This is a genomic window from Streptomyces sp. Z423-1 (assembly GCF_013009255.1).
Classification (GTDB): domain Bacteria; phylum Actinomycetota; class Actinomycetes; order Streptomycetales; family Streptomycetaceae; genus Streptomyces; species Streptomyces gossypiisoli.
Genome location: NZ_CP053109.1, coordinates 4,616,948 through 4,636,469, shown reverse-complemented (window position 1 = coordinate 4,636,469; position 19,522 = coordinate 4,616,948). Strand labels below are relative to the sequence as shown.

Here is a 19,522-nt window from a genome sequence, read left to right as displayed (position 1 = left end):
AGGCTATTGCGAGGCTGCTCTATCCTGGATTCAGCCGCTCCGGGACGGAGGAAACGCCAATGACAGCGACGGACCCTGCGCTCACCGCTCTCGCCCAGGGCTGGTCCGCCCTTGCTCTGCTGCACGGGAGGATCGAGGCGCACATCGAGCGCGCCCTGCAGGCCGGGCACGACTTGAGCGTGCGCGAGTACTCCCTGCTGGACGTGCTCAGCCGGCAGCACGACGGCGACGGCGGGCATCTGCAGATGAAGCAGGTCGCCGACGCGGTCGTCCTCAGCCAGAGCGCCACCACTCGGCTGGTCACCCGGCTTGAGGACCGCGGTCTACTGGAGCGGTATCTCTGCCCCACCGACCGCCGTGGCATCTACACGAACGTGACCGAGGCGGGCCTGAAGCTGCTGGAGGAGGCGCGGCCGACCAATGACGCCGCCCTGCGTGAGGCGCTCGACGAGGCGGCCAAGAACCCCGAGCTGGCCCCGCTGGTCCGGGCCGTGGAGTCGGTGAGCGTGCCCGCATAGGGTGCGGACATGGGAGATCTTGAGATACGAGCCGCGGTCACGAACGACCTCCCCGCGATCGTCGGCATGCTCGCCGACGACCCGCTGGGCGCGCAGCGCGAGTCACCGGACGACCTGACCCCGTACCAGGCCGCGCTGGAGCGCCTCGGCGCCGACCCGAACCAGCACCTCGTCGTCGCCGTTCGTGAGGGCCGAGTCGTCGGCACGCTTCAGCTCACGATCATTCCCGGGCTCTCCCGACGTGGCGCCACCAGGTCGATCATCGAGGGGGTCCGCATCCACGCCGACGAGCGCGGAAGCGGGCTGGGCACCCAGCTCATCGAGTGGGCGATCGCGGAATCCCGCCGACAAGGTTGCCAGTTGGCGCAGCTGACGTCCGACAACTCCCGTGTGGACGCCCACCGCTTCTATGAACGGCTCGGTTTCACGGCGTCCCACGTGGGTTTCAAGCTCCAGCTCTGAGCTCTGAGCTCTGAGCTCTGGAGAAACGAGCACGGCCCTGCGCAACGAACGGCCATGTTTCACGTGAAACATGGCCATCCATGCAGACCTTGAGCGCGGACGCTAACCGATCCCCCGCCACCCCTCCGGGTCCACTCCACCCGGCACTTCCGCTGTCTCGTCGTACGGCTGACGCGTGAACACGAACGACCCGAGGTCCAGATGGCTCACGGACCCGTCAGCCCGCCGTACGGGCCGCAGCACCTCTCCAGCGTAGTAGCCCTCCAGCCCGGTCCAAGTGTCGTCCCCATTGGCCCGGAAGCGCGCGCCACGCCCCTTGCCGGACAGCGGATCCAGCGACACCCCACCTCCTCCGGTCAGGCGCAGACCGAAGGCGTACGTTCCCCAGTACCACTGCCCCGCCAACTCCAGTACCGACGGGTCGATTTCATGCAACGGCCGCCACGGTTCGGGGATGCGCGGCTCCGCTTCGGCGACGATGCGGACGAGGTCGGCACCCACCGTCGACAGCAGTGGGCCGGAGGTGCAGTTGGCGAGCACCACCGCTGCCACGTCGTCCGCCACGCTCAGGGTGAGATTCGCGAGAAAGCCCGGCAGCGAGCCGGAGTGGCCCACGAGCAACCGGCCGTCCCGGTGCTGGATCTGCAGCCCGAGTCCGTACGTCACCCCGTCCGCGACATCCGCGGCCTCGGCCGGTGCCGCGGGCGCCCGCATCTCCCGTACGGTCTGCGCACTGAGCACCCGCTCGTCGCCCTGCGCGAGGAACACGGCGAACCGCGCCAGGTCCCCGGTGGTCGACCAGAGCTGACCGGCGGGAGCCATCCGCCCGAGATCCTCAGCGGGCTCCGGCAGCAGCACATCGGCCCATGGATGCACCGCCCAGCCACCGGCGTGCGGCGCCGACGGCCGCGCACTCGTCCGGTCGAGAGCCAGGGGTTCAAGCACCTCGCGCCGCAGCACGTCCTCCCAGGGGGCGCCGCGCAGCCTCTCGACGAGCGCGCCCAGCAGCGTATAGCCAGGGTTCGAGTAGTGGAAACGCCGCCCGGCCGGATGCAGGAAGGGACGTTCACCAAGCACGTCGGCCAGCTCCGGGCGCAGCGAACCCGGGCTGCGCTCCCACCAGGGGGCGGGGGACTCGGCAGCCAGCCCGCTGGTGTGAGCCAGCAGTTCGGCGACGGTGGCCTCACCGGCACTCGTGCCCGGCAGATGCTTCTCCAGCCGGTCACCGAGGTCGAGGCGCCCCTCGTCGCGCAACCGCAGCACCAGAACCGCGGTGAAGGTCTTGGTGATCGAACCGATCCGGTACTGCACGTTCTCGTCCGGCACCTGCCCGTCCACCGACGTCCGTGCCCCGTGCCACACGGTACGCCCCTCCCGCACGACCGCCGCGACCATCGACGGTGCACGCCCCTCGGACTGAGCCAAAGCAAGCCGGTGCAGCAACGCCCGGCGCGTGGAGGGCAGCAACTCTTCCTGAGATGTAGTCATGCCCCCAGTCCATCCGGCCGGACGACAGACGTCGAGCACATTTCCCCGCGCGCGGCAGCCTGCCGGTGACCGGCCAGAGCTATGTCTTCCGGGCGTCCGCGATCTTGTCCAGTTCGCGCACGGCCTCGGCGTGCGCGCTCATCCGCCGGCTCACCGTGCCGGTGGTGAAGAGCGCCCGGCCACTACCAACAGGCCGATGCCCCAGGCGCGTATCCGACTCGCCTGGTCGCGGAAGTCCAGGTCGTACTCACGTGATCGCATGGCCGCCGAATCTAGCAGCGGCTTCCCGCACGGGCGCGGGGGTCAGGTCTGGGCCATGTCCACGAACCGGGAGTAGTGGCCCTGGAAGGCGACCGTGATGGTCGCGGTCGGGCCGTTTCGGTGCTTGGCGACGATCAGGTCGGCCTCGCCCGCGCGGGGCGACTCCTTCTCGTAGGCGTCCTCGCGGTGCAGCAGGATGACCATGTCGGCGTCCTGCTCGATGGACCCGGATTCACGCAGGTCGGAGACCATCGGCTTCTTGTCGGTGCGCTGCTCGGGGCCACGGTTCAGCTGGGAGAGCGCGATGACCGGGATCTCCAACTCCTTGGCCAGCAGCTTGAGGTTTCGGGACATATCCGAAACCTCCTGCTGACGGCTCTCGGCCCGCTTGGAACCGCCGGACTGCATCAGCTGAAGGTAGTCGATGACAACCAGCCGGAGGTCGTTGCGCTGCTTGAGGCGGCGGCATTTGGCGCGGATCTCCATCATCGACAGGTTCGGGGAGTCGTCGATGTAGAGCGGGGCTGCGGAAACGTCCGGCATCCGGCGGGCCAACCGCGTCCAGTCCTCGTCGGTCATCGTGCCGGAGCGCATGTGGTGCAGCGCGACCCGGGCCTCGGCGGACAGCAGACGCATCGCGATCTCGTTGCGCCCCATTTCGAGCGAGAAGATCACGCTTGGCAGGTTGTTCTTGATCGACGCGGCCCGGGCGAAGTCCAGCGCGAGCGTCGACTTGCCCATCGCGGGACGCGCGGCGATGACGATCATCTGGCCCGGGTGCAGACCGTTGGTGAGCGAGTCGAAGTCGGTGAAGCCGGTGGGCACCCCGGTCATCTCGCCGGTCCGTGAACCGATCGCCTCGATCTCGTCGAGCGCACCCTCCATGATGTCGCCGAGCGGCAGATAGTCCTCGCTGGTGCGCTGCTCGGTGACCGCATAGATCTCGGCCTGGGCCCGGTTGACGATCTCGTCGACGTCGTCGTCGGCCGCGTATCCCATCTGCGTGATACGGGTGCCTGCCTCCACGAGGCGGCGCAGGACGGCCCGCTCATGGACGATCTCCGCGTAGTACTCGGCGTTCGCCGCCGTCGGCACCGTCTGGACGAGGGTGTGCAGATACGACGCGCCACCGACCTTGTTGATCTCGCCGCGCTTGGTGAGCTCGGCGGCGATCGTGATGGGGTCGGCCGGCTCGCCCTTGGCGTAGATGTCGAGGATCGCCTGGTAGATCGTCTCGTGCGCGGGCTTGTAGAAGTCGTGTCCCTTGAGGATCTCCACGACGTCGGCGATGGCGTCCTTGGACAGCAGCATGCCGCCCAGCACGGACTGTTCGGCGTTGAGATCCTGCGGCGGAACTCGCTCGAAGGACGAACCTCCGCCGTCCCAGGCGCCGTTCTCCCGGCCTCGCTCATGCTGCTCTTCGCGACCCCGGCCACCGTCCCCGCGGCGGCGGGAGGGCAGACGATCGCTGGGACCGCTGTCGGCCCACGGGTCGTCCAAGGGCTCGGAAATGCTCACCGAGCCACCTCCTCCCGTCCGCCGAGCGGACCTCACCGTGCCCCTCATTTCTACGGCACGGCACTGACAACTGAGAGGCCCGGCTCCGGTTCATACGCGTTGGTTTTGTGACGGTTTCACAGCCGACAGAGGGAGCGGGCGCCGGACCACGGTAGGCCCCCCGGCACCGTCAGCCAATCTGGTTATCCACAGGCCATGTGGACGACGGCCCCGATGCTGTGGACAACTCCGCGAAACCTGTGCACGACCCGGTGGACAGGCCTGTGAACAAGCCCGCACCGCCGCTCCCAAACTGCTCCTGACCTGCACCTTTCCCATCCACCGGCTGTGCAGAAGAAAAACTTCCCCAGTCAGCGCAAGATCGCTTCGAACAGTGCGCGACAGCACACGCGACGCCAGGTTGAGTAAGGGGCACAATGGCATTGCATCTCTTACCTGTGGAAGATTAGATTGGTGCTCATGACACAGGCTCCCGCGACCCCCAGGGCCGCCCGGCGACAACACGATCGGGAGATCGTCTCACTGGCCGTCCCGGCCTTCGGCGCACTGGTCGCCGAGCCCCTCTTCGTCCTGGCCGACAGCGCGATCGTCGGCCACCTCGGCACGGCCCAACTCGCCGGACTCGGCGTCGCCTCAGCCCTCCTCACGACCGCCGTCAGCATCTTCGTCTTCCTCGCCTACGCCACCACGGCGGCCGTGGCCCGACGAGTCGGCGCCGGTGACCTCCCGTCAGCGATCCGTCAGGGCATGGATGGCATCTGGCTGGCACTGCTGCTCGGGGCCGGCGTCATCGCCGTCGTCCTGCCCATGGCACCGTTCCTCGTGGAACTCTTCGGCGCCTCGGACACGGCGGCCCCCTACGCGACCACCTACCTGCGGATCTCGTCCCTCGGTATCCCTGCCATGCTCGTCGTCCTCGCCGCGACCGGCGTCCTGCGCGGTCTGCAGGACACTAGGACGCCGCTCTACGTCGCCGTCGCGGGCTTCGTCGCCAACGGCGTCCTCAACGCGGTCCTCGTCTACGGCGCCGGCCTCGGCATCGCAGGCTCCGCCTGGGGCACCGTGATCGCCCAGTGCGGCATGGCGGCCGTGTACCTCGTGGTCGTCATCCGCGGAGCCCGCCGGCACGGCGCCTCACTGCGCCCGGACGCCGCCGGTATCAGAGCGTCCGCGCAAGCCGGAGCGCCCCTGCTCGTCCGCACGCTCTCGCTGCGGGCGATCCTCATGATCGCGACAGCCGTCGCGGCCCGTCTCGGCGACGCCGACATAGCGGCCCACCAGATCATCCTCTCCTTGTGGAGCCTGCTGGCCTTCGCGCTCGACGCCATCGCGATCGCCGGGCAGGCCATCATCGGACGGTACCTCGGCGCCGATGACCCGCAGGGAGCCCGCGACGTCTGCCGCCGCATGGTGCAGTGGGGCATCGCGGTCGGCCTCGCACTCGGCGTTCTGGTCGTCGTGGCCCGCCCGGCCTTCCTTCCTCTGTTCACCAGCGACTCTGCCGTGAAGGACACCGCTCTTCCCGCCCTGCTGGTGGTCGCGCTCTCCCAGCCGATCTGCGGCGTGGTCTTCGTCCTGGACGGCGTCCTGATGGGAGCCGGCGACGGCCCGTACCTTGCCTGGGCGATGCTCCTCACCCTGGCGGTCTTCGCCCCCGTGGCGCTCCTCGTGCCCACCGTCGGTGGCGGGCTCACCGCGCTGTGGGCGGCCATGACTCTGATGATGACGATCCGAATGCTCACCCTGTGGCTGCGCACGCGCTCGGGCCGCTGGCTCGTCACGGGCGCGACGCGGTGAACAAGCTGTCTGGCAAGAAGCAGGACGTCAAGAAGCAGGAGGTGTAGTCCGGCTCGCTGTTTCACGTGAAACGACGCCCGATTGCCGATGTTTCACGTGAAACACCCACGGCCGTCCGCTCGCCACAAGAGACACGAGTGGGGCCGCACCCCGAAGGATGCGACCCCACTCCCTGCTTCAGCGAGCGCAGCGTTTACGCAGCGACGACCTCGATGTTGACCTTGGCGGCAACCTCGGGGTGCAGACGCACGGACGTCTCGTGGGCGCCCAGCGTCTTGATCGGCGCGCCGAGCTCGATGCGGCGCTTGTCGACCTCGGGGCCACCGGCGGCCTTGATCGCCGAGGCGATGTCGGCCGGGGTGACGGAACCGAAGAGACGGCCGGCGTCGCCGGAGCGGACGGCCAGGCGAACCTTGACACCCTCGAGCTGGGCCTTGACCTGGTTGGCCTGCTCGATGGTCTGGATCTCGTGGATCTTGCGAGCACGACGGATCTGCTCGACGTCCTTCTCGCCACCCTTGGTCCAGCGGATCGCGAACTTCCGCGGGATCAGGTAGTTACGAGCGTAACCGTCCTTGACGTCGACGACGTCGCCCGCGGCACCGAGGCCGGAGACCTCGTGGGTGAGGATGATCTTCATGAGTCGGTCACCCTCCCTTATCGCGCGGTGGACGTGTAAGGCAGCAGCGCCATCTCACGGCTGTTCTTGACGGCCGTGGCGACATCACGCTGGTGCTGCGTGCAGTTGCCGGTCACGCGACGGGCACGGATCTTGCCGCGGTCGGAAATGAACTTCCGCAGCATGTTCGTGTCCTTGTAGTCCACGTACGTGACCTTGTCCTTGCAGAAAGCGCAAACCTTCTTCTTCGGCTTGCGCACAGGCGGCTTCGCCATGGTGTTTCTCCTGTGTGATCAAGAAGTGTGGGTACGACCCACCCTCGGCCGCGCGAGGCCTAGAAAGGGGGCTCGTCCGAGTAGCCGCCACCGCTGCCGCCGGAGCCACCGCCCCAGCCGCCGCCACCGCCCTGCTGGCCACCGGCGGGAGCGCCGGTCGCCCACGGGTCGTCGGCGGGAGCGCCGCCGCCCTGCTGGCCGCCGCCGGGGCTACCGCCCCAGCCACCGCCACCCTGGCCGCCACCGCCGCCGTAACCGCCCTGGCCACCTCGGCCGGTGGTCTTGGTGACCTTGGCCGTGGCGTTGCGCAGGCTGGGGCCGACTTCCTCGACGTCCAGCTCGAAGACCGTGCGCTTGACACCCTCACGGTCCTCGTACGACCGCTGCTTCAGCCGGCCCTGCACGATGACGCGCATGCCTCGCTGGAGCGACTCGGCGACGTTCTCAGCCGCCTGGCGCCAGACCGAGCAGGTCAGGAACAGGCTCTCGCCGTCCTTCCACTCGTTGGTCTGACGGTCGAAGGTGCGGGGCGTGGACGCGACACGGAACTTCGCGACCGCCGCACCGGAGGGGGTGAAGCGCAGCTCGGGGTCGTCGACAAGATTGCCGATGACCGTGATGACGGTCTCGCCTGCCATGGGGGAACCTCTCGGCGGGTTTGCTGCTGCTGGCTGCTTGTGGTGCTACTCGAATCCCGGGATCAGCTGAGCGGAAGCTCAGTGGGTCTCGGGGCGGAGGACCTTGGTCCGGAGGACCGACTCGTTCAGGTTCATCTGGCGGTCGAGCTCCTTGACGACCGCAGGCTCGGCCTGCAGGTCGATGACCGAGTAGATGCCCTCGGGCTTCTTCTTGATCTCGTACGCGAGACGACGACGGCCCCAGGTGTCGACCTTCTCGACCTTTCCGCCACCGTCACGGACGACAGAAAGGAAGTTCTCGATCAGCGGGGAGACAGAGCGCTCCTCGAGATCGGGGTCGAGGATGACCATCACCTCGTAGTGACGCATGTGGAACCCACCTCCTTTGGACTCAGCGGCCACGGTCGTTCCGTGGCAGGAGGGTTGTGATGCGTACGCAACGGTATCGGCCGCCACTGACAATCGGGCCCCGATCGGGGTATCCGTCTGTGGCCTGGGCAGACACCGGTGCAGACGGTACAGAGTACCCGCACACCGCTTCCGGTTGAAATCCGGCCGTGGTGCCCGTCAATCTGTACACATCGGGTGTGTAAGGCGCTACGATGCGCCGCCTTCCGCAGGAGGTGCCCCATGGCACAGGCATTGCGACCCAACATCGCCGGATCCCTCTTCGCCACGGACGGCCGGCCCCATCCCGTCCAGGACGCACTGCTCGCGGTGACCCTGGTACTCGGAGTGGTCGCCTTCGTCACGGCGATGTTCGACGGCCTTCATCTGATCAGCTCCTGGACCGGCCTGGTGGGGATCCTCACCGGGGCATACGGCCAGTGGATCTCGGAGACGACCCGCGAACGCTTCGGACTGGTGCTGGGCCTCGGCGCCTCGGCCATCGGCTTCTTCCTGGGCATGGCTCACGGGGGTCTGTTCGGCGGGCTGTTCTGACCCGTTCGACCACAGTCTTGTGACACCGCGCTGAGCCCCTCGGGCACAGCGCTCACCGCCGCGGCCGCGACAGGCCGGGGCGAAGGTTGCGCACGCCCAGTCGGGGCGCTCATGGGGCGCAGTAGGCTTCGGCGAGAGCCGGAGCCCCTGACCCCATGGGGACACACCAGCCCGAGGAGCGCCCCGAATGAGCCTGACCCTGAGGACCATCAGTCGAGAGCAGCATCTGGCCTATATCCAGAGCCTGCCGTCGGCGAGTCACATGCAGGTTCCGGCCTGGGCGGACGTCAAGGCGGAGTGGCGCTCGGAGAACCTCGGCTGGTTCGACGAGCGGACCGGCGAACTGGTCGGCGCGGGCCTGGTCCTCTACCGCCAGCTGCCCAAGATCAAGCGCTACCTCGCCTACCTCCCCGAGGGCCCGGTCATCAACTGGTTCGCGCCGAATCTCGACGACTGGATCCAGCCGATGCTGGCCCACCTCAAGCAGCAGGGCGCGTTCTCCGTGAAGATGGGTCCGCCGGTGATCATCCGGCGCTGGGAGGCCACGTCCATCAAGAAGGGCATCCAGGACCCGGACGTCAAGCGTCTGCGGGACATCGAGGCCGACTTCATCGAGCCGCGCGCCTTCGAGGTCGCCGACAAGCTCCGTCGTATGGGCTGGCAGCAGGGCGAGGACGGGGGCGCCGGCTTCGGCGACGTACAGCCCCGCTACGTCTTCCAGGTGCCGCTGGCGAACCGCTCCCTGGAAGAGGTCCACAAGGACTTCAACCAGCTGTGGCGCCGCAACATCAAGAAGGCCGAGAAGGCCGGCGTCGAGGTCGTCCAGGGCGGTTACCACGACCTCGAGGAGTGGCAACGGCTGTACGAGATCACGGCCGTGCGCGACCACTTCCGGCCGCGCCCGCTGGCGTACTTCCAGCGCATGTGGACGGCCCTCAACACCGAGGACCCCAACCGGATGCGGCTGTACTTCGCCCGTCACAACGGCGTGAACCTGTCCGCGGCGACGATGCTGATCGTCGGCGGGCACGTCTGGTACTCCTACGGCGCCTCGGACAACATCGGCCGCGAGGTCCGGCCCTCGAACGCCATGCAGTGGCGGATGCTGCGCGACGCCTACGCGCTCGGCGCCACCGTCTACGACCTGCGCGGCATCTCCGACTCGCTGGACGAGTCGGACCACCTCTTCGGGCTGATCCAGTTCAAGGTCGGCACGGGCGGGCAGGCTGCCGAGTACCTCGGCGAGTGGGACTTCCCGCTGAACAAGCTGCTCCACAAGGCGCTCGACATCTACATGTCGCGCCGCTGAGCCACGGCATTTGCTTCGATAGCTTCCACACCCCCGATGCACCGCATCTGATACACCGCAGCCACGAGAAAGGTTCCAGGTCCGGCCATGGCGCTCACGCTCTACGTCGACACCGCGCGCTGGCGGGCGCACCACAAGCACGTGCAGGAGCAGTTCCCGGGGCTCGTCCCGGTCTGCAAGGGCAACGGCTACGGCTTCGGACACGAGCGCCTGGCGGAGGAGGCCACACGGCTGGGCTCGGACATCCTCGCCGTGGGCACGACGTACGAGGCGGCGCGCATCAAGGACTGGTTCGGCGGTGACCTGCTGGTGCTGACGCCGTACCGGCGCGGCGAGGAGCCCGTACCACTGCCCGACCGCGTCATCCGCTCGGTGTCGTCGGTCGACGGCGTGTACGGCCTCGTGGGCGCCCGTGTGGTCATCGAGGTGATGTCCTCGATGAAGCGGCACGGCATCAGCGAGCAGGACCTGCCGCAGTTGCACGCCGCCATCGAGAACGTCCGGCTGGAGGGCTTCGCCATCCACCTGCCGCTGGACCGCACCGACGGCTCGGACGCCGTCGAGGAGGTCATCGGCTGGATGGACCGCCTGCGTGCGGCCCGGCTGCCGCTGCACACGATGTTCGTCAGCCACCTCAAGGCCGAGGAACTCGCCCGGCTGCAGCAGCAGTTCCCGCAGACCCGCTTCCGCGCCCGCATCGGCACCCGGCTGTGGCTGGGGGACCACGACGCCACCGAGTACCGCGGCGCGGTCCTGGACGTCACCCGCGTCTCCAAGGGCGATCGCTTCGGCTACCGGCAGCAGAGGGCGGCCTCGGACGGCTTCCTGGTGGTCGTGGCGGGCGGTACGTCGCACGGGGTGGGCCTGGAGGCCCCCAAGGCCCTGCACGGGGTCATGCCGCGCGCCAAGGGCGTCGCCCGCGCCGGCCTCGCCACGGTCAACCGGAACCTCTCGCCGTTCGTCTGGGGCGGCAAGCAGCGCTGGTTCGCCGAGCCGCCGCACATGCAGGTGTCCATCCTGTTCGTGCCGGCGGACGCCCCGGAGCCGAAGGTCGGTGACGAGCTGGTGGCCCATCTGCGGCACACCACCACGCAGTTCGACCGCCTCTTCGACCGCTGACGACGGCGACGTCCACGACAGCCGGAAGGCCGTACACGGAATCTCCGTGTACGGCCTTTCTCATGGCCTTTCTCATGGCCCGGCTCCGGGCGTACGACGCCCCGAAAGGGCTGTTCACTCAAGGCGAACTGTCGGTCGCCTTTCCGCCGCCCCACTCCACCTGAGGCCCTTCGAACTGGGCCGCGTGCCGCGGCGGATGGGCAACAGGCCCGAGGACGAACACATCCTCCGCCCGGTCGAGGACACCCCCCGAGGGGTCGTCCTCGCCGCCCTGGCGCACCACGTCCCGGTCCGGCATGAGAATGTCGCGCACGACGACGGCGCACAGGTACAGGGTCCCCAGCAGGTGCACGCCGATCGCCCAGTGGTAGCCGTCGGTCGGCAGCCCCTTGTGGGCGTCACCGCTGGTCGTGTACGCGAGGTACATCCAGATCCCCAGGAAGTACGCGACCTCGCACGCCTGCCAGATCAGGAAGTCCCGCCACTTCGGCCGGGCCAGCGCGGCCAGCGGGACCAGCCACAGGACGTACTGCGGCGAGTAGACCTTGTTGGTGAGGATGAACGCCGCGACGACCAGGAAGGCCAGTTGGGCGAAGCGCGGACGGCGCGGAGCGGTGAAGGTGAGTGCCGCGATGCCGACGCAGCACAGCAGCATCAGAAGCATGGCGAGGACGTTGACCGTCTCGGTGCTGAGCGGGTCACTGGAGTTCTGGGCCAGGATCAGCCAGAAGGACCCGAAGTCGACGCCCCGTTCCTGGCTGAACGTGTAGAACTTCGACCAGCCGTCGAAGGCGAAGAGCATCACCGGCAGGTTCACGACCAGCCAGGCGACGACCGCGCCCGCAAGCGCCTTGCCGAAGTCCCGCCACTTGCCCGCACGCCAGCACAGCACGAACAGCGGCCCCAGCAGGAAGAGGGGATAGAGCTTGGCGGCCGTGGCGAGCCCCAGCAGCACGCCGAAGGCCACGGAACGGCCCCGCGACCACATCAGCATCGCCGCGGCCGTCAGAGCGACCGCCAGCAGGTCCCAGTTGATCGTGGCGGTCAGCGCGAAGGCGGGCGCCAGGGCGACCAGCAGACCGTCCCAGGGGCGCCGGGCGTGCATCCGGGTCATGCAGACGGCGATGACGGCCGCGCAGACCATCAGCATCCCGGTGTTGACCATCCAGTACCACTGCTGCTGGTCCTGCATGCTGCCGGTGCCGGGCGTGAGCCAGGTGGCGACCTCCATGAACACACCGGTCAGCACCGGGTACTCGAGGTACTCCATGTCGCCGGGGATCCTGTCGAAGTACGGCACGAGCCCGTCGGCGAAGCCACGCCCGCTGTAGAGGTGCGGGATGTCCGAGTAGCACGCATGCGTGTACTGCGAACTGGCGCCGAAGAACCAGGCGCCGTTGTAGCAGGGCACCTTCTGGACCAGCCCGAGGGCGAACATCCCGATCGCCACCAGCGCGATCACCCGCACGGGAGTCCACCAGGACGTCCCGAGCAAGGCGCGTCGCCCGAGGGGACCGCCGATCAGCTCACTGCCGCTCGCGGCGACCTCGTCGGCCGTGGTGGGCCGCACCGGGTCCGGCTCGTGTGCGCTCACTCGCGTCGTTTCTGCACTGGGCATGGGCCACATCCTGCCGTACGTGTCCAGGAGTACGCCGAGGGCCGCCGCACCTCAGCGGTGCGGCGGCCCCTGTTTCACGTGAAACACCCCATCTCGGTTTCACGTGAAACACCATCGATGGGAGATTCGGCGGCTAACCGGTCGTGCCTTGGAAGAGGCCGCCTCCGTTTCCGTTGCCGTTGTTGCCGTTCTCCCCACCCGACTCCGTGGGATCGGGCGATGTGGTCACACCACCGTCGGTGCCGCCGGTGTCCGTACCGCCGGGCCCCGTGCCACCGGTGTCCTGGCAGTTCCAGTCGAAGGGCTCACAGGTGTCGCTCACCGAGGGCGAGGGAGTGACCTCGGACTGCGTGGGCGTCGGCGACGTCGAAGGGCTCTCCTCCACCTCCTCGGTCTCGGTGACCGTGGGAGTCGGCGTCGGCGTGGGCACCTCGTTGACCACCTCACCGATGGGCTCGGGCTCCGGGAACGCCTTGGGCTCCTCGCCCTTCAGGGCCTGCTCCATGTAGTCGTGCCAGATTTCCGACGGGAACGAGGCACCGTGAATCGACTTCTGGTTGCCGGTTCCGTACATCTCCAGGAACGTGCGGTTCTTGATGTTTTCGTCGTCCGGGTACCGGAACATGCTGATCGCGGTCGACAGCTGCGGGGTGTAGCCGACGAACCAGGCCGACTTGTTGCCGTCGGTGGTACCGGTCTTGCCGGCCACCTCGCGCCCCGTCAGCTGGGCGTTGCTCCCCGTACCGTCCTCGACCACGGTCTTCAGGACGTCGGTGACATTGTCGGCGACCTTCGCTGTGAAGGCCTGCTCGGCCTGAACCTCGTGCTCGTAGAGCGTGCCGTCCTTGTCCGTGACCTTCTGCACGGAGTACGGGTCACGCTGCTTCCCGCTGGCCGCGAAGGTGGCGTACGAGCCCGCCATGCGGATCGCGCTGGGGTCGGAGATACCGAGGGAGAACGACGGGTAGTCGATGCCGGCCAGGCTGCTCTCCAGCACGCCCGCGCGGACGGCCGCCTCCTTGACCTTGTCCAGGCCGACGTCCATGCCGAGCTGCACGTAGGCCGAGTTCACCGAGAACTGCATCGCCTCCCGGAGGTCGATCTGGTAGTTCGGTGGGTCGCCGTACGTCTCGTCACCGTCGTTGACCTGCAGCCACTCCTCACCCTTGTCGTTGTGCCAGACCGAACCGTCATAGTTCTTGATCTTGAGCTTGTTCTTGCCGTTGTACAGGCTCTTCGGGGAGACGAGGGTGCGCTCGTCCTGGGCCTGGGTGGGGCCGAGGTCGGGATCACGGACGCCCCACGTCATGGCGGCCGCGAGCACGAACGGCTTGAACGTCGATCCGACCTGGGCGCCGGTTTCGTTGGCGTTGTTGGTGAAGTGCTTGGTCGCGTCCTCACCGCCGTAGATGGCCACGATGGCGCCGGTCGCCGGATCCACGGAAGCGCCGCCGAACTGGACGTGCGTGTCCGTGTCGGGGCGTTTCTTGGGGTCGATGTTGGCCTTCTGGACCTTTGTGACGGCCTTTTCGAGCTCATCGACCTTCTTCTTGTCGAAGGTCGTGTAGATCGAGAGGCCGCCTTCCCGAAGCTTGCGCTCGGTGACGCCGGTCTTTTCGCTGTTGTTGAGCAGGTAGCCGTTGGCGAGGTCCACGAGGTAACCGATCTGGCCGCTCAGCGCCCTGTTCGCCCGGGGGTTCTCGACCTTCGGCAGCCCGGCGTGCTCGGCTCGCTCCGCGGCGTCCAGATGGCCGTACTCGACCATCTTGTCCAGCGTGTCCTGCATCTGCCTCAGGGCCCGCTTCTTGTTGGCCTCCGGCGTGGCTGCGGGGTCGATGGACGTGGCACCGGCCGGGTCGTAGTACGTGGCGCCCTTGAGCATGGCCGCCAGGAAGGCGCACTCGCCCGCGTCCAGGTCGATGGCGTCCTTGTTGAAGTACGCACGTGCGGCCGCCTGGATACCGAAGGCACTCCGGCCGTAGTACGCGGTGTTGAGGTAGCCCTCCATGATCTTGTCCTTGGGGACGGAGGCGCCCACCTTGATGGAGACGAAGAGCTCCTTGAACTTACGGGTGAGGGTCTGCGACTGGTCGTCCAGCATGGCGTTCTTGACGTACTGCTGGGTGATGGTGGAACCACCCTGCGTCTCGCCGCCCCGCGCCATGTTGAACACCGCGCGGGCGATGCCCTTCGGGTCGATGCCGCTGTCCGTCTCGAAGGTCTTGTTCTCCTGGGAGATGACCGCGTACTGCATGTTCTTGGGGATCTGCGCCAGATTGATGATCTGCCGGTTCGTCTCCCCGCCCGTGGACACCATCTCGGTGCCGTTGGACCAGTAGTAGACGTTGTTCTGCGCCTTGGCCGTCTTCGCCACGTCCGGGACGCCCACCATCGCGTATCCGATGCCCGCGACGGCCACCAGGCTGCCGAAGAAGCCCAGGCACAGGCCGGAGACGAGCTTCCAGGACGGCACCCAGCGGCGCCAGCCGTACTTGCCCGCGCGCGGATAGTCGATGATCCGCTTCCTGTCGTAGGCCGCCGCGCGCCCCCGACCCGGTCCGGTCGCGCCGGCGCGCCGTCCGCCCCGACCGGGGTCGGCCGCTCTGCGACGACCGCCACCACCTCTCTGTGCCGCGCGCCGGGCCTCGGCGCGGCCGCCGTGCAGCCGCTCCTCTCCTCCCGACCCATAGGAACCCGATCCGTACGCGTCGGAAGGAGACCCGGTGGCGCCTCGCGGTGCCGCACGGCGGCCGGAGGACGAACCGGACTGGCCGCGTCGGGCCGCGGCACGTCCGCCTCCCTGCGGCTGCGGCGGTTTGCGACGGTGCTCGCTCATCGAACGACTACTCCTAGGGCAGGCGCACCCTGGCGCGCCTGGAAACGGCGGCTGGTTTCCGGTCCCCCCGAAGTACGGATGTGGTCCGTTCTGCATTCATCCGTACTGCACCGAGGACGAGGACGCCCCCAGAGGCAACTCGGTTCCCGGTGGTGTGCATGCCGCACAGACTACGCAGCACCAAAACGCGCCTAGTCCAGAAGTTCACCCCAAAACAGGCAAGTCGCTTCCCACGAATCAGTGATGTGACGCCGTTCACGATTCCCCCTCTTGTCGCATTCAAGGGGTCGTTCTATCGTGCTGATGTATCGAGTCGATACATCAGCACGACATAAAGACCGTGACGGCCGACCGCAGCAGAGAGGAGGCGACGATGAGCCGGCGTTCCGGGATCCTCGAGTTCGCCGTACTCGGCCTGCTCCGCGAATCTCCGATGCACGGCTACGAGCTGCGCAAACGGCTCAATACGTCACTGGGCGTGTTCCGTGCGTTCAGCTACGGGACGCTTTACCCCTGCCTCAAGACGCTGGTCGCCAACGGCTGGTTGATCGAGGAGCCGGGGAACACCTCCGAGGACGCCCTCGCCGCTCCACTCACCGGCCGCCGCGCCAAAATCGTCTATCGGTTGACGCCGGAAGGTAAGGAGCACTTCGAGCAGCTGCTCGCGCAGACGGGCCCCGACGCGTACGAGGACGAGCACTTCGCCGCCCGGTTCGCCTTCTTCGGCCAGACCTCCCGTGACGTACGCATGCGCGTGCTGGAGGGCCGCCGCAGCCGGCTGGAGGAGCGCCTGGAGAAGATGCGCACTTCCCTGGCCCGCACCCGGGAGCGCCTCGACGACTACACCCTCGAGCTGCAGCGCCACGGAATGGAGTCCGTGGAGCGCGAAGTGCGCTGGCTGAACGAGCTCATCGAGAGCGAGCGGGCCGGGCGGGACCTTCGCGGTTCCGCCACCGGGGGGCCCGCTCAGCAGGACACCACATCTGGAGCGTCGGGCGACCTGCCCCGGCCCGGGGACACGCCCCGGCCGGATTCGTCCGACGACACCGCCACGTGAGGTCCCCGTCAGGGCCTCACCGAGTACACACAGGGAGCAACCGGAATGGGTTCGGTTCGCGTAGCCATCGTCGGCGTGGGCAACTGCGCCGCGTCGCTGGTGCAGGGAGTCGAGTACTACAAGGACGCCGACCCGGCGTCCAAGGTCCCCGGCCTGATGCACGTCCAGTTCGGCGACTACCACGTTCGTGACGTGGAGTTCGTCGCCGCGTTCGATGTCGACGCGAAGAAGGTCGGTCTCGACCTCGCGGACGCCATCGGCGCCTCCGAGAACAACACCATCAAGATCTGCGACGTACCCCGCACCGGCGTGACCGTCCAGCGCGGCCACACCCTCGACGGCCTCGGCAAGTACTACCGCGCCACCATCGAGGAGTCCGCCGAGGAGCCGGTCGACATCGTCCAGGTCCTCAAGGACAAGCAGGTCGACGTCCTCGTCTGCTACCTGCCCGTCGGCTCCGAGGACGCGGCGAAGTACTACGCCCAGTGCGCCATCGACGCCAAGGTCGCCTTCGTCAACGCCCTCCCGGTCTTCATCGCCGGCACCAAGGAGTGGGCGGACAAGTTCACCGAGGCCGGCGTCCCGATCGTCGGTGACGACATCAAGTCCCAGGTCGGCGCCACCATCACGCACCGCGTCATGGCGAAGCTGTTCGAGGACCGCGGTGTCATCCTGGACCGCACGATGCAGCTCAACGTCGGCGGCAACATGGACTTCAAGAACATGCTCGAGCGTGAGCGCCTGGAGTCCAAGAAGATCTCCAAGACGCAGGCCGTCACCTCGCAGATCCCCGACCGGGACCTCGGCGAGAAGAACGTCCACATCGGCCCGTCCGACTACGTCGCCTGGCTCGACGACCGCAAGTGGGCGTACGTCCGCCTGGAGGGCCGCGCCTTCGGTGACGTCCCGCTGAACCTGGAGTACAAGCTCGAGGTCTGGGACTCCCCGAACTCGGCCGGCGTCATCATCGACGCCCTGCGCGCCGCGAAGATCGCCAAGGACCGCGGCATCGGCGGCCCGATCCTCTCCGCGTCGAGCTACTTCATGAAGTCCCCGCCGGTCCAGTACTTCGACGACGTGGCCCGCGAGAACGTCGAGAAGTTCATCAAGGGCGAAGTCGAGCGCTGAGGCTCGCTTCTTTCCGGGCTGAGGGTCCCCGAGGCAGTGCGCCCGGGGACCCTCGCCGTATGTGAGGCTGTGCCCATGGCCGTCGTACGTGATCTACGCGTCCTGCTCCGCTTCCGGAACTTCCGACGCCTGCTCGCCGTACGGCTGCTCTCCCAGGGCGCCGACGGCGTGTACCAGGTCGGGCTCGCCACCTACGTCGTCTTCTCCCCGGAACGGCAGACCTCACCCGCCGCGATCGCCTCGGCCATGGCGGTCCTGCTGCTCCCGTACTCCCTGGTGGGCCCGTTCGCCGGCGCCCTGCTCGACCGCTGGCGCCGCCGCCAGGTCTTTCTGTACGGCAACCTGCTGCGCGCCCTGCTGGCGTCGGCGACGGCCATCCTGATGATCAGCCAGGTCCCGGACTGGCTCTTCTACATCTCCGCCCTGTGCGTCACCGCCGTCAACCGCTTCGTCCTCGCGGGCCTGTCCGCTGCGCTGCCCCGCGTGGTCGACGGGGACCGTCTGGTCATGGCCAACTCCTTGTCCCCGACGGCCGGAACCCTCGCCGCGACCGCCGGCGGCGGCCTCGCCTTCGTCGTACGGCTGCTGATCGCGGACTCCGATGCCGCCGTGGTGCTGGTGGGCGCCGCGCTGTACCTCTGCTCGGCGCTGGCGTCGCTGTTCATCGGACGGGAACTGCTGGGTCCGGACCGTGAGTTGGTGCAGCCGCGGCTGAGAGTGGCGCTCTCCGGCACCGCCCGCGATCTCGTGGCGGGTCTTCGTCATCTCGCCGAACCCGCACGGCGGGAGGCCGCCTGGGCGCTCGCGTCGATGACACTGATGCGATTCTGCTACGGCGCCCTGACGGTCATGCTGCTGATGCTCTGCCGATACGCCCTCACTACCAACACCGACGACGGACTCGTCCTGCTGGGGCTGGCGGTAGGAGCGTCGGGCGCCGGCTTCTTCGCGGCGGCGGTGCTGACCCCGTGGGCCGTCGGCCGGTCCAGCCGCGTCCGCTGGATCGTCATCTGTGCCGCGTTCGCCGCCGTCCTGGAGCCCGCCCTCGGCCTCCCCTTCGCCACCGGGCCCGTCCTGGCCGCGGCCTTCGTCCTCGGCCTGACCACCCAGGGCGCGAAGATCTCCACGGACACGATCGTGCAGTCCTCGGTCGACGACGGCTTCCGGGGCCGGGTCTTCTCCGTCTACGACGTCCTGTTCAACGTCGCCTTCGTCGCCGCCGCTGGGGTGGCCGCACTGATACTGCCACCGGACGGGCGTTCGGTGCCTCTGGTGCTGACGGTGGCGGTGATCTACGGGGCGGTTGCAACGGCTATGGCCCGCTTTGAGCGCCGCTGATGTCACATCCGAGCCACAGAGCCGCTCCTGGATTCGGAGTTGTCAGCGGGGAGCTGTAACTTACGTGCGTCTTACGCGCGACTTTTCGCGCGTTCTCACGTCTACGTTTCCAGGGGGACCCCCAGTGACTACTCCGCCGCCCCAGGGCAATCCGTTCGCGCAGGGCCAGAACCCGTACGCGCAGAACCAGCCCCAGGCTCCGGTCCCCCCGGAGCAGCCGCGCCGCAAGCTGAGCTTCAAGACGATCAAGAATGTGGTCATCGTCATCGCAGTGCTCACCGTGGCCATCGGCGGCTACATCGCCAGCCGGGACGACGCCGATCAGGCCGCCGTGGGTGACTGCCTGAAGAGTGCCTCGTCCTCCTCGGACCGTATGGAGGTCGTGGAGTGCACCTCCTCCGAGGCTGAGGCCAAGGTCGTGAAGAAGATCGACGGCCACTACTCGGAGGTCACCGCCGAGACCGAGTGCCGCAAGGTCGAAGAGGCCACGGGCTTCTACGCCGAGACCGGCGACGGGGCCGAGTTCCTGCTCTGCCTCGGGGACGTCTGACCGACCCCAACGAAGAGGGGCGATGTTTCACGTGAAACATAGGCCCGCT

Annotated in this window: 18 protein-coding genes and 1 pseudogene; 10 read left to right on the top strand and 9 right to left on the bottom strand. The window is 67.9% G+C overall.

Annotation, left to right across the window (positions count from 1 at the left end; translation table 11 throughout):
- Nucleotides 1-59: 59 nt before the first annotated feature.
- Both HJD23_RS20610 and HJD23_RS20605 read left to right on the top strand, forming a co-directional pair.
- On the top strand, nucleotides 60-518 hold the full coding sequence (locus HJD23_RS20610) for a MarR family transcriptional regulator (protein WP_171118427.1): 459 nt from the start codon (nucleotides 60-62) through the stop codon (nucleotides 516-518).
- Nucleotides 519-527: 9 nt separating this feature from the next.
- Nucleotides 528-980: a GNAT family N-acetyltransferase gene (locus HJD23_RS20605; RefSeq protein ID WP_171118429.1), complete on the top strand. Its 453-nt coding sequence runs from the start codon at nucleotides 528-530 to the stop codon at nucleotides 978-980.
- Between the two features lie 102 nt (nucleotides 981-1,082).
- On the opposite strand, the gene HJD23_RS20600 is transcribed toward HJD23_RS20605, so the two are convergent.
- From HJD23_RS20600 to dnaB, 3 genes and pseudogenes are all read right to left on the bottom strand, one after another.
- Nucleotides 1,083-2,468, bottom strand: a complete 1,386-nt coding sequence (locus tag HJD23_RS20600) for a serine hydrolase domain-containing protein (RefSeq protein ID WP_171118431.1) — start codon at nucleotides 2,466-2,468, stop codon at nucleotides 1,083-1,085.
- 79 nt (nucleotides 2,469-2,547) lie between these two features.
- Nucleotides 2,548-2,729: pseudogene (locus tag HJD23_RS43950) on the bottom strand (hypothetical protein).
- Between the two features lie 42 nt (nucleotides 2,730-2,771).
- Nucleotides 2,772-4,247, bottom strand: a complete 1,476-nt coding sequence (gene dnaB, locus HJD23_RS20595) for a replicative DNA helicase (RefSeq protein WP_171118433.1) — start codon at nucleotides 4,245-4,247, stop codon at nucleotides 2,772-2,774.
- A 459-nt stretch (nucleotides 4,248-4,706) separates the two neighbouring features.
- Here dnaB and HJD23_RS20590 point away from each other — a divergent pair, with 459 nt between their 5' ends.
- On the top strand, nucleotides 4,707-6,044 hold the full coding sequence (locus tag HJD23_RS20590; RefSeq protein WP_171118435.1) for an MATE family efflux transporter: 1,338 nt from the start codon (nucleotides 4,707-4,709) through the stop codon (nucleotides 6,042-6,044).
- A 193-nt stretch (nucleotides 6,045-6,237) separates the two neighbouring features.
- On the opposite strand, the gene rplI is transcribed toward HJD23_RS20590, so the two are convergent.
- The 4 genes from rplI to rpsF form a co-directional block, all read right to left on the bottom strand.
- Nucleotides 6,238-6,684, bottom strand: a complete 447-nt coding sequence (rplI, locus tag HJD23_RS20585) for a 50S ribosomal protein L9 (RefSeq protein WP_171118437.1) — start codon at nucleotides 6,682-6,684, stop codon at nucleotides 6,238-6,240.
- A 17-nt stretch (nucleotides 6,685-6,701) separates the two neighbouring features.
- Nucleotides 6,702-6,938, bottom strand: coding sequence for a 30S ribosomal protein S18 (gene rpsR / locus HJD23_RS20580; protein ID WP_003949403.1), 237 nt, complete (start codon nucleotides 6,936-6,938; stop codon nucleotides 6,702-6,704).
- 59 nt (nucleotides 6,939-6,997) lie between these two features.
- Complete coding sequence (locus HJD23_RS20575; RefSeq protein ID WP_171118439.1) at nucleotides 6,998-7,576, bottom strand: single-stranded DNA-binding protein; 579 nt, start codon at nucleotides 7,574-7,576, stop codon at nucleotides 6,998-7,000.
- 78 nt (nucleotides 7,577-7,654) lie between these two features.
- Entirely contained in the window at nucleotides 7,655-7,945 is a 291-nt protein-coding gene (gene rpsF, locus HJD23_RS20570; RefSeq protein ID WP_009189556.1) for a 30S ribosomal protein S6, read from the bottom strand.
- A gap of 261 nt (nucleotides 7,946-8,206) precedes the next feature.
- Here rpsF and HJD23_RS20565 point away from each other — a divergent pair, with 261 nt between their 5' ends.
- The 3 genes from HJD23_RS20565 (at nucleotide 8,207) to HJD23_RS20555 (ending at nucleotide 10,946) form a co-directional block, all read left to right on the top strand.
- Complete coding sequence (locus HJD23_RS20565) at nucleotides 8,207-8,518, top strand: hypothetical protein (RefSeq protein ID WP_171118441.1); 312 nt, start codon at nucleotides 8,207-8,209, stop codon at nucleotides 8,516-8,518.
- Between the two features lie 187 nt (nucleotides 8,519-8,705).
- The gene (gene femX, locus HJD23_RS20560; RefSeq protein ID WP_141312132.1) at nucleotides 8,706-9,827 is read left to right on the top strand and encodes a peptidoglycan bridge formation glycyltransferase FemX; all 1,122 of its coding nucleotides are present in this window, start codon (nucleotides 8,706-8,708) and stop codon (nucleotides 9,825-9,827) included.
- 87 nt (nucleotides 9,828-9,914) lie between these two features.
- Nucleotides 9,915-10,946, top strand: coding sequence for an alanine racemase (locus HJD23_RS20555; protein WP_171118443.1), 1,032 nt, complete (start codon nucleotides 9,915-9,917; stop codon nucleotides 10,944-10,946).
- Nucleotides 10,947-11,064: 118 nt separating this feature from the next.
- Here the strand turns inward: HJD23_RS20555 and HJD23_RS20550 are convergent, their stop codons facing one another.
- Together HJD23_RS20550 and HJD23_RS20545 are read right to left on the bottom strand one after the other, a co-directional pair.
- The gene (locus tag HJD23_RS20550) at nucleotides 11,065-12,564 is read right to left on the bottom strand and encodes a glycosyltransferase 87 family protein (RefSeq protein ID WP_171118445.1); all 1,500 of its coding nucleotides are present in this window, start codon (nucleotides 12,562-12,564) and stop codon (nucleotides 11,065-11,067) included.
- Nucleotides 12,565-12,697: 133 nt separating this feature from the next.
- The gene (locus HJD23_RS20545) at nucleotides 12,698-15,400 is read right to left on the bottom strand and encodes a transglycosylase domain-containing protein (protein WP_171118447.1); all 2,703 of its coding nucleotides are present in this window, start codon (nucleotides 15,398-15,400) and stop codon (nucleotides 12,698-12,700) included.
- Nucleotides 15,401-15,773: 373 nt separating this feature from the next.
- Between HJD23_RS20545 and HJD23_RS20540 the strand changes: the two genes are divergently transcribed.
- The 4 genes from HJD23_RS20540 (at nucleotide 15,774) to HJD23_RS20525 (ending at nucleotide 19,473) form a co-directional block, all read left to right on the top strand.
- Complete coding sequence (locus HJD23_RS20540; RefSeq protein WP_171118449.1) at nucleotides 15,774-16,457, top strand: PadR family transcriptional regulator; 684 nt, start codon at nucleotides 15,774-15,776, stop codon at nucleotides 16,455-16,457.
- Between the two features lie 45 nt (nucleotides 16,458-16,502).
- Entirely contained in the window at nucleotides 16,503-17,585 is a 1,083-nt protein-coding gene (locus HJD23_RS20535) for an inositol-3-phosphate synthase (protein ID WP_171118451.1), read from the top strand.
- A 75-nt stretch (nucleotides 17,586-17,660) separates the two neighbouring features.
- Complete coding sequence (locus tag HJD23_RS20530; RefSeq protein WP_171118453.1) at nucleotides 17,661-18,923, top strand: MFS transporter; 1,263 nt, start codon at nucleotides 17,661-17,663, stop codon at nucleotides 18,921-18,923.
- A gap of 124 nt (nucleotides 18,924-19,047) precedes the next feature.
- Nucleotides 19,048-19,473: a hypothetical protein gene (locus tag HJD23_RS20525; protein ID WP_232107801.1), complete on the top strand. Its 426-nt coding sequence runs from the start codon at nucleotides 19,048-19,050 to the stop codon at nucleotides 19,471-19,473.
- Nucleotides 19,474-19,522 lie beyond the last annotated feature (49 nt).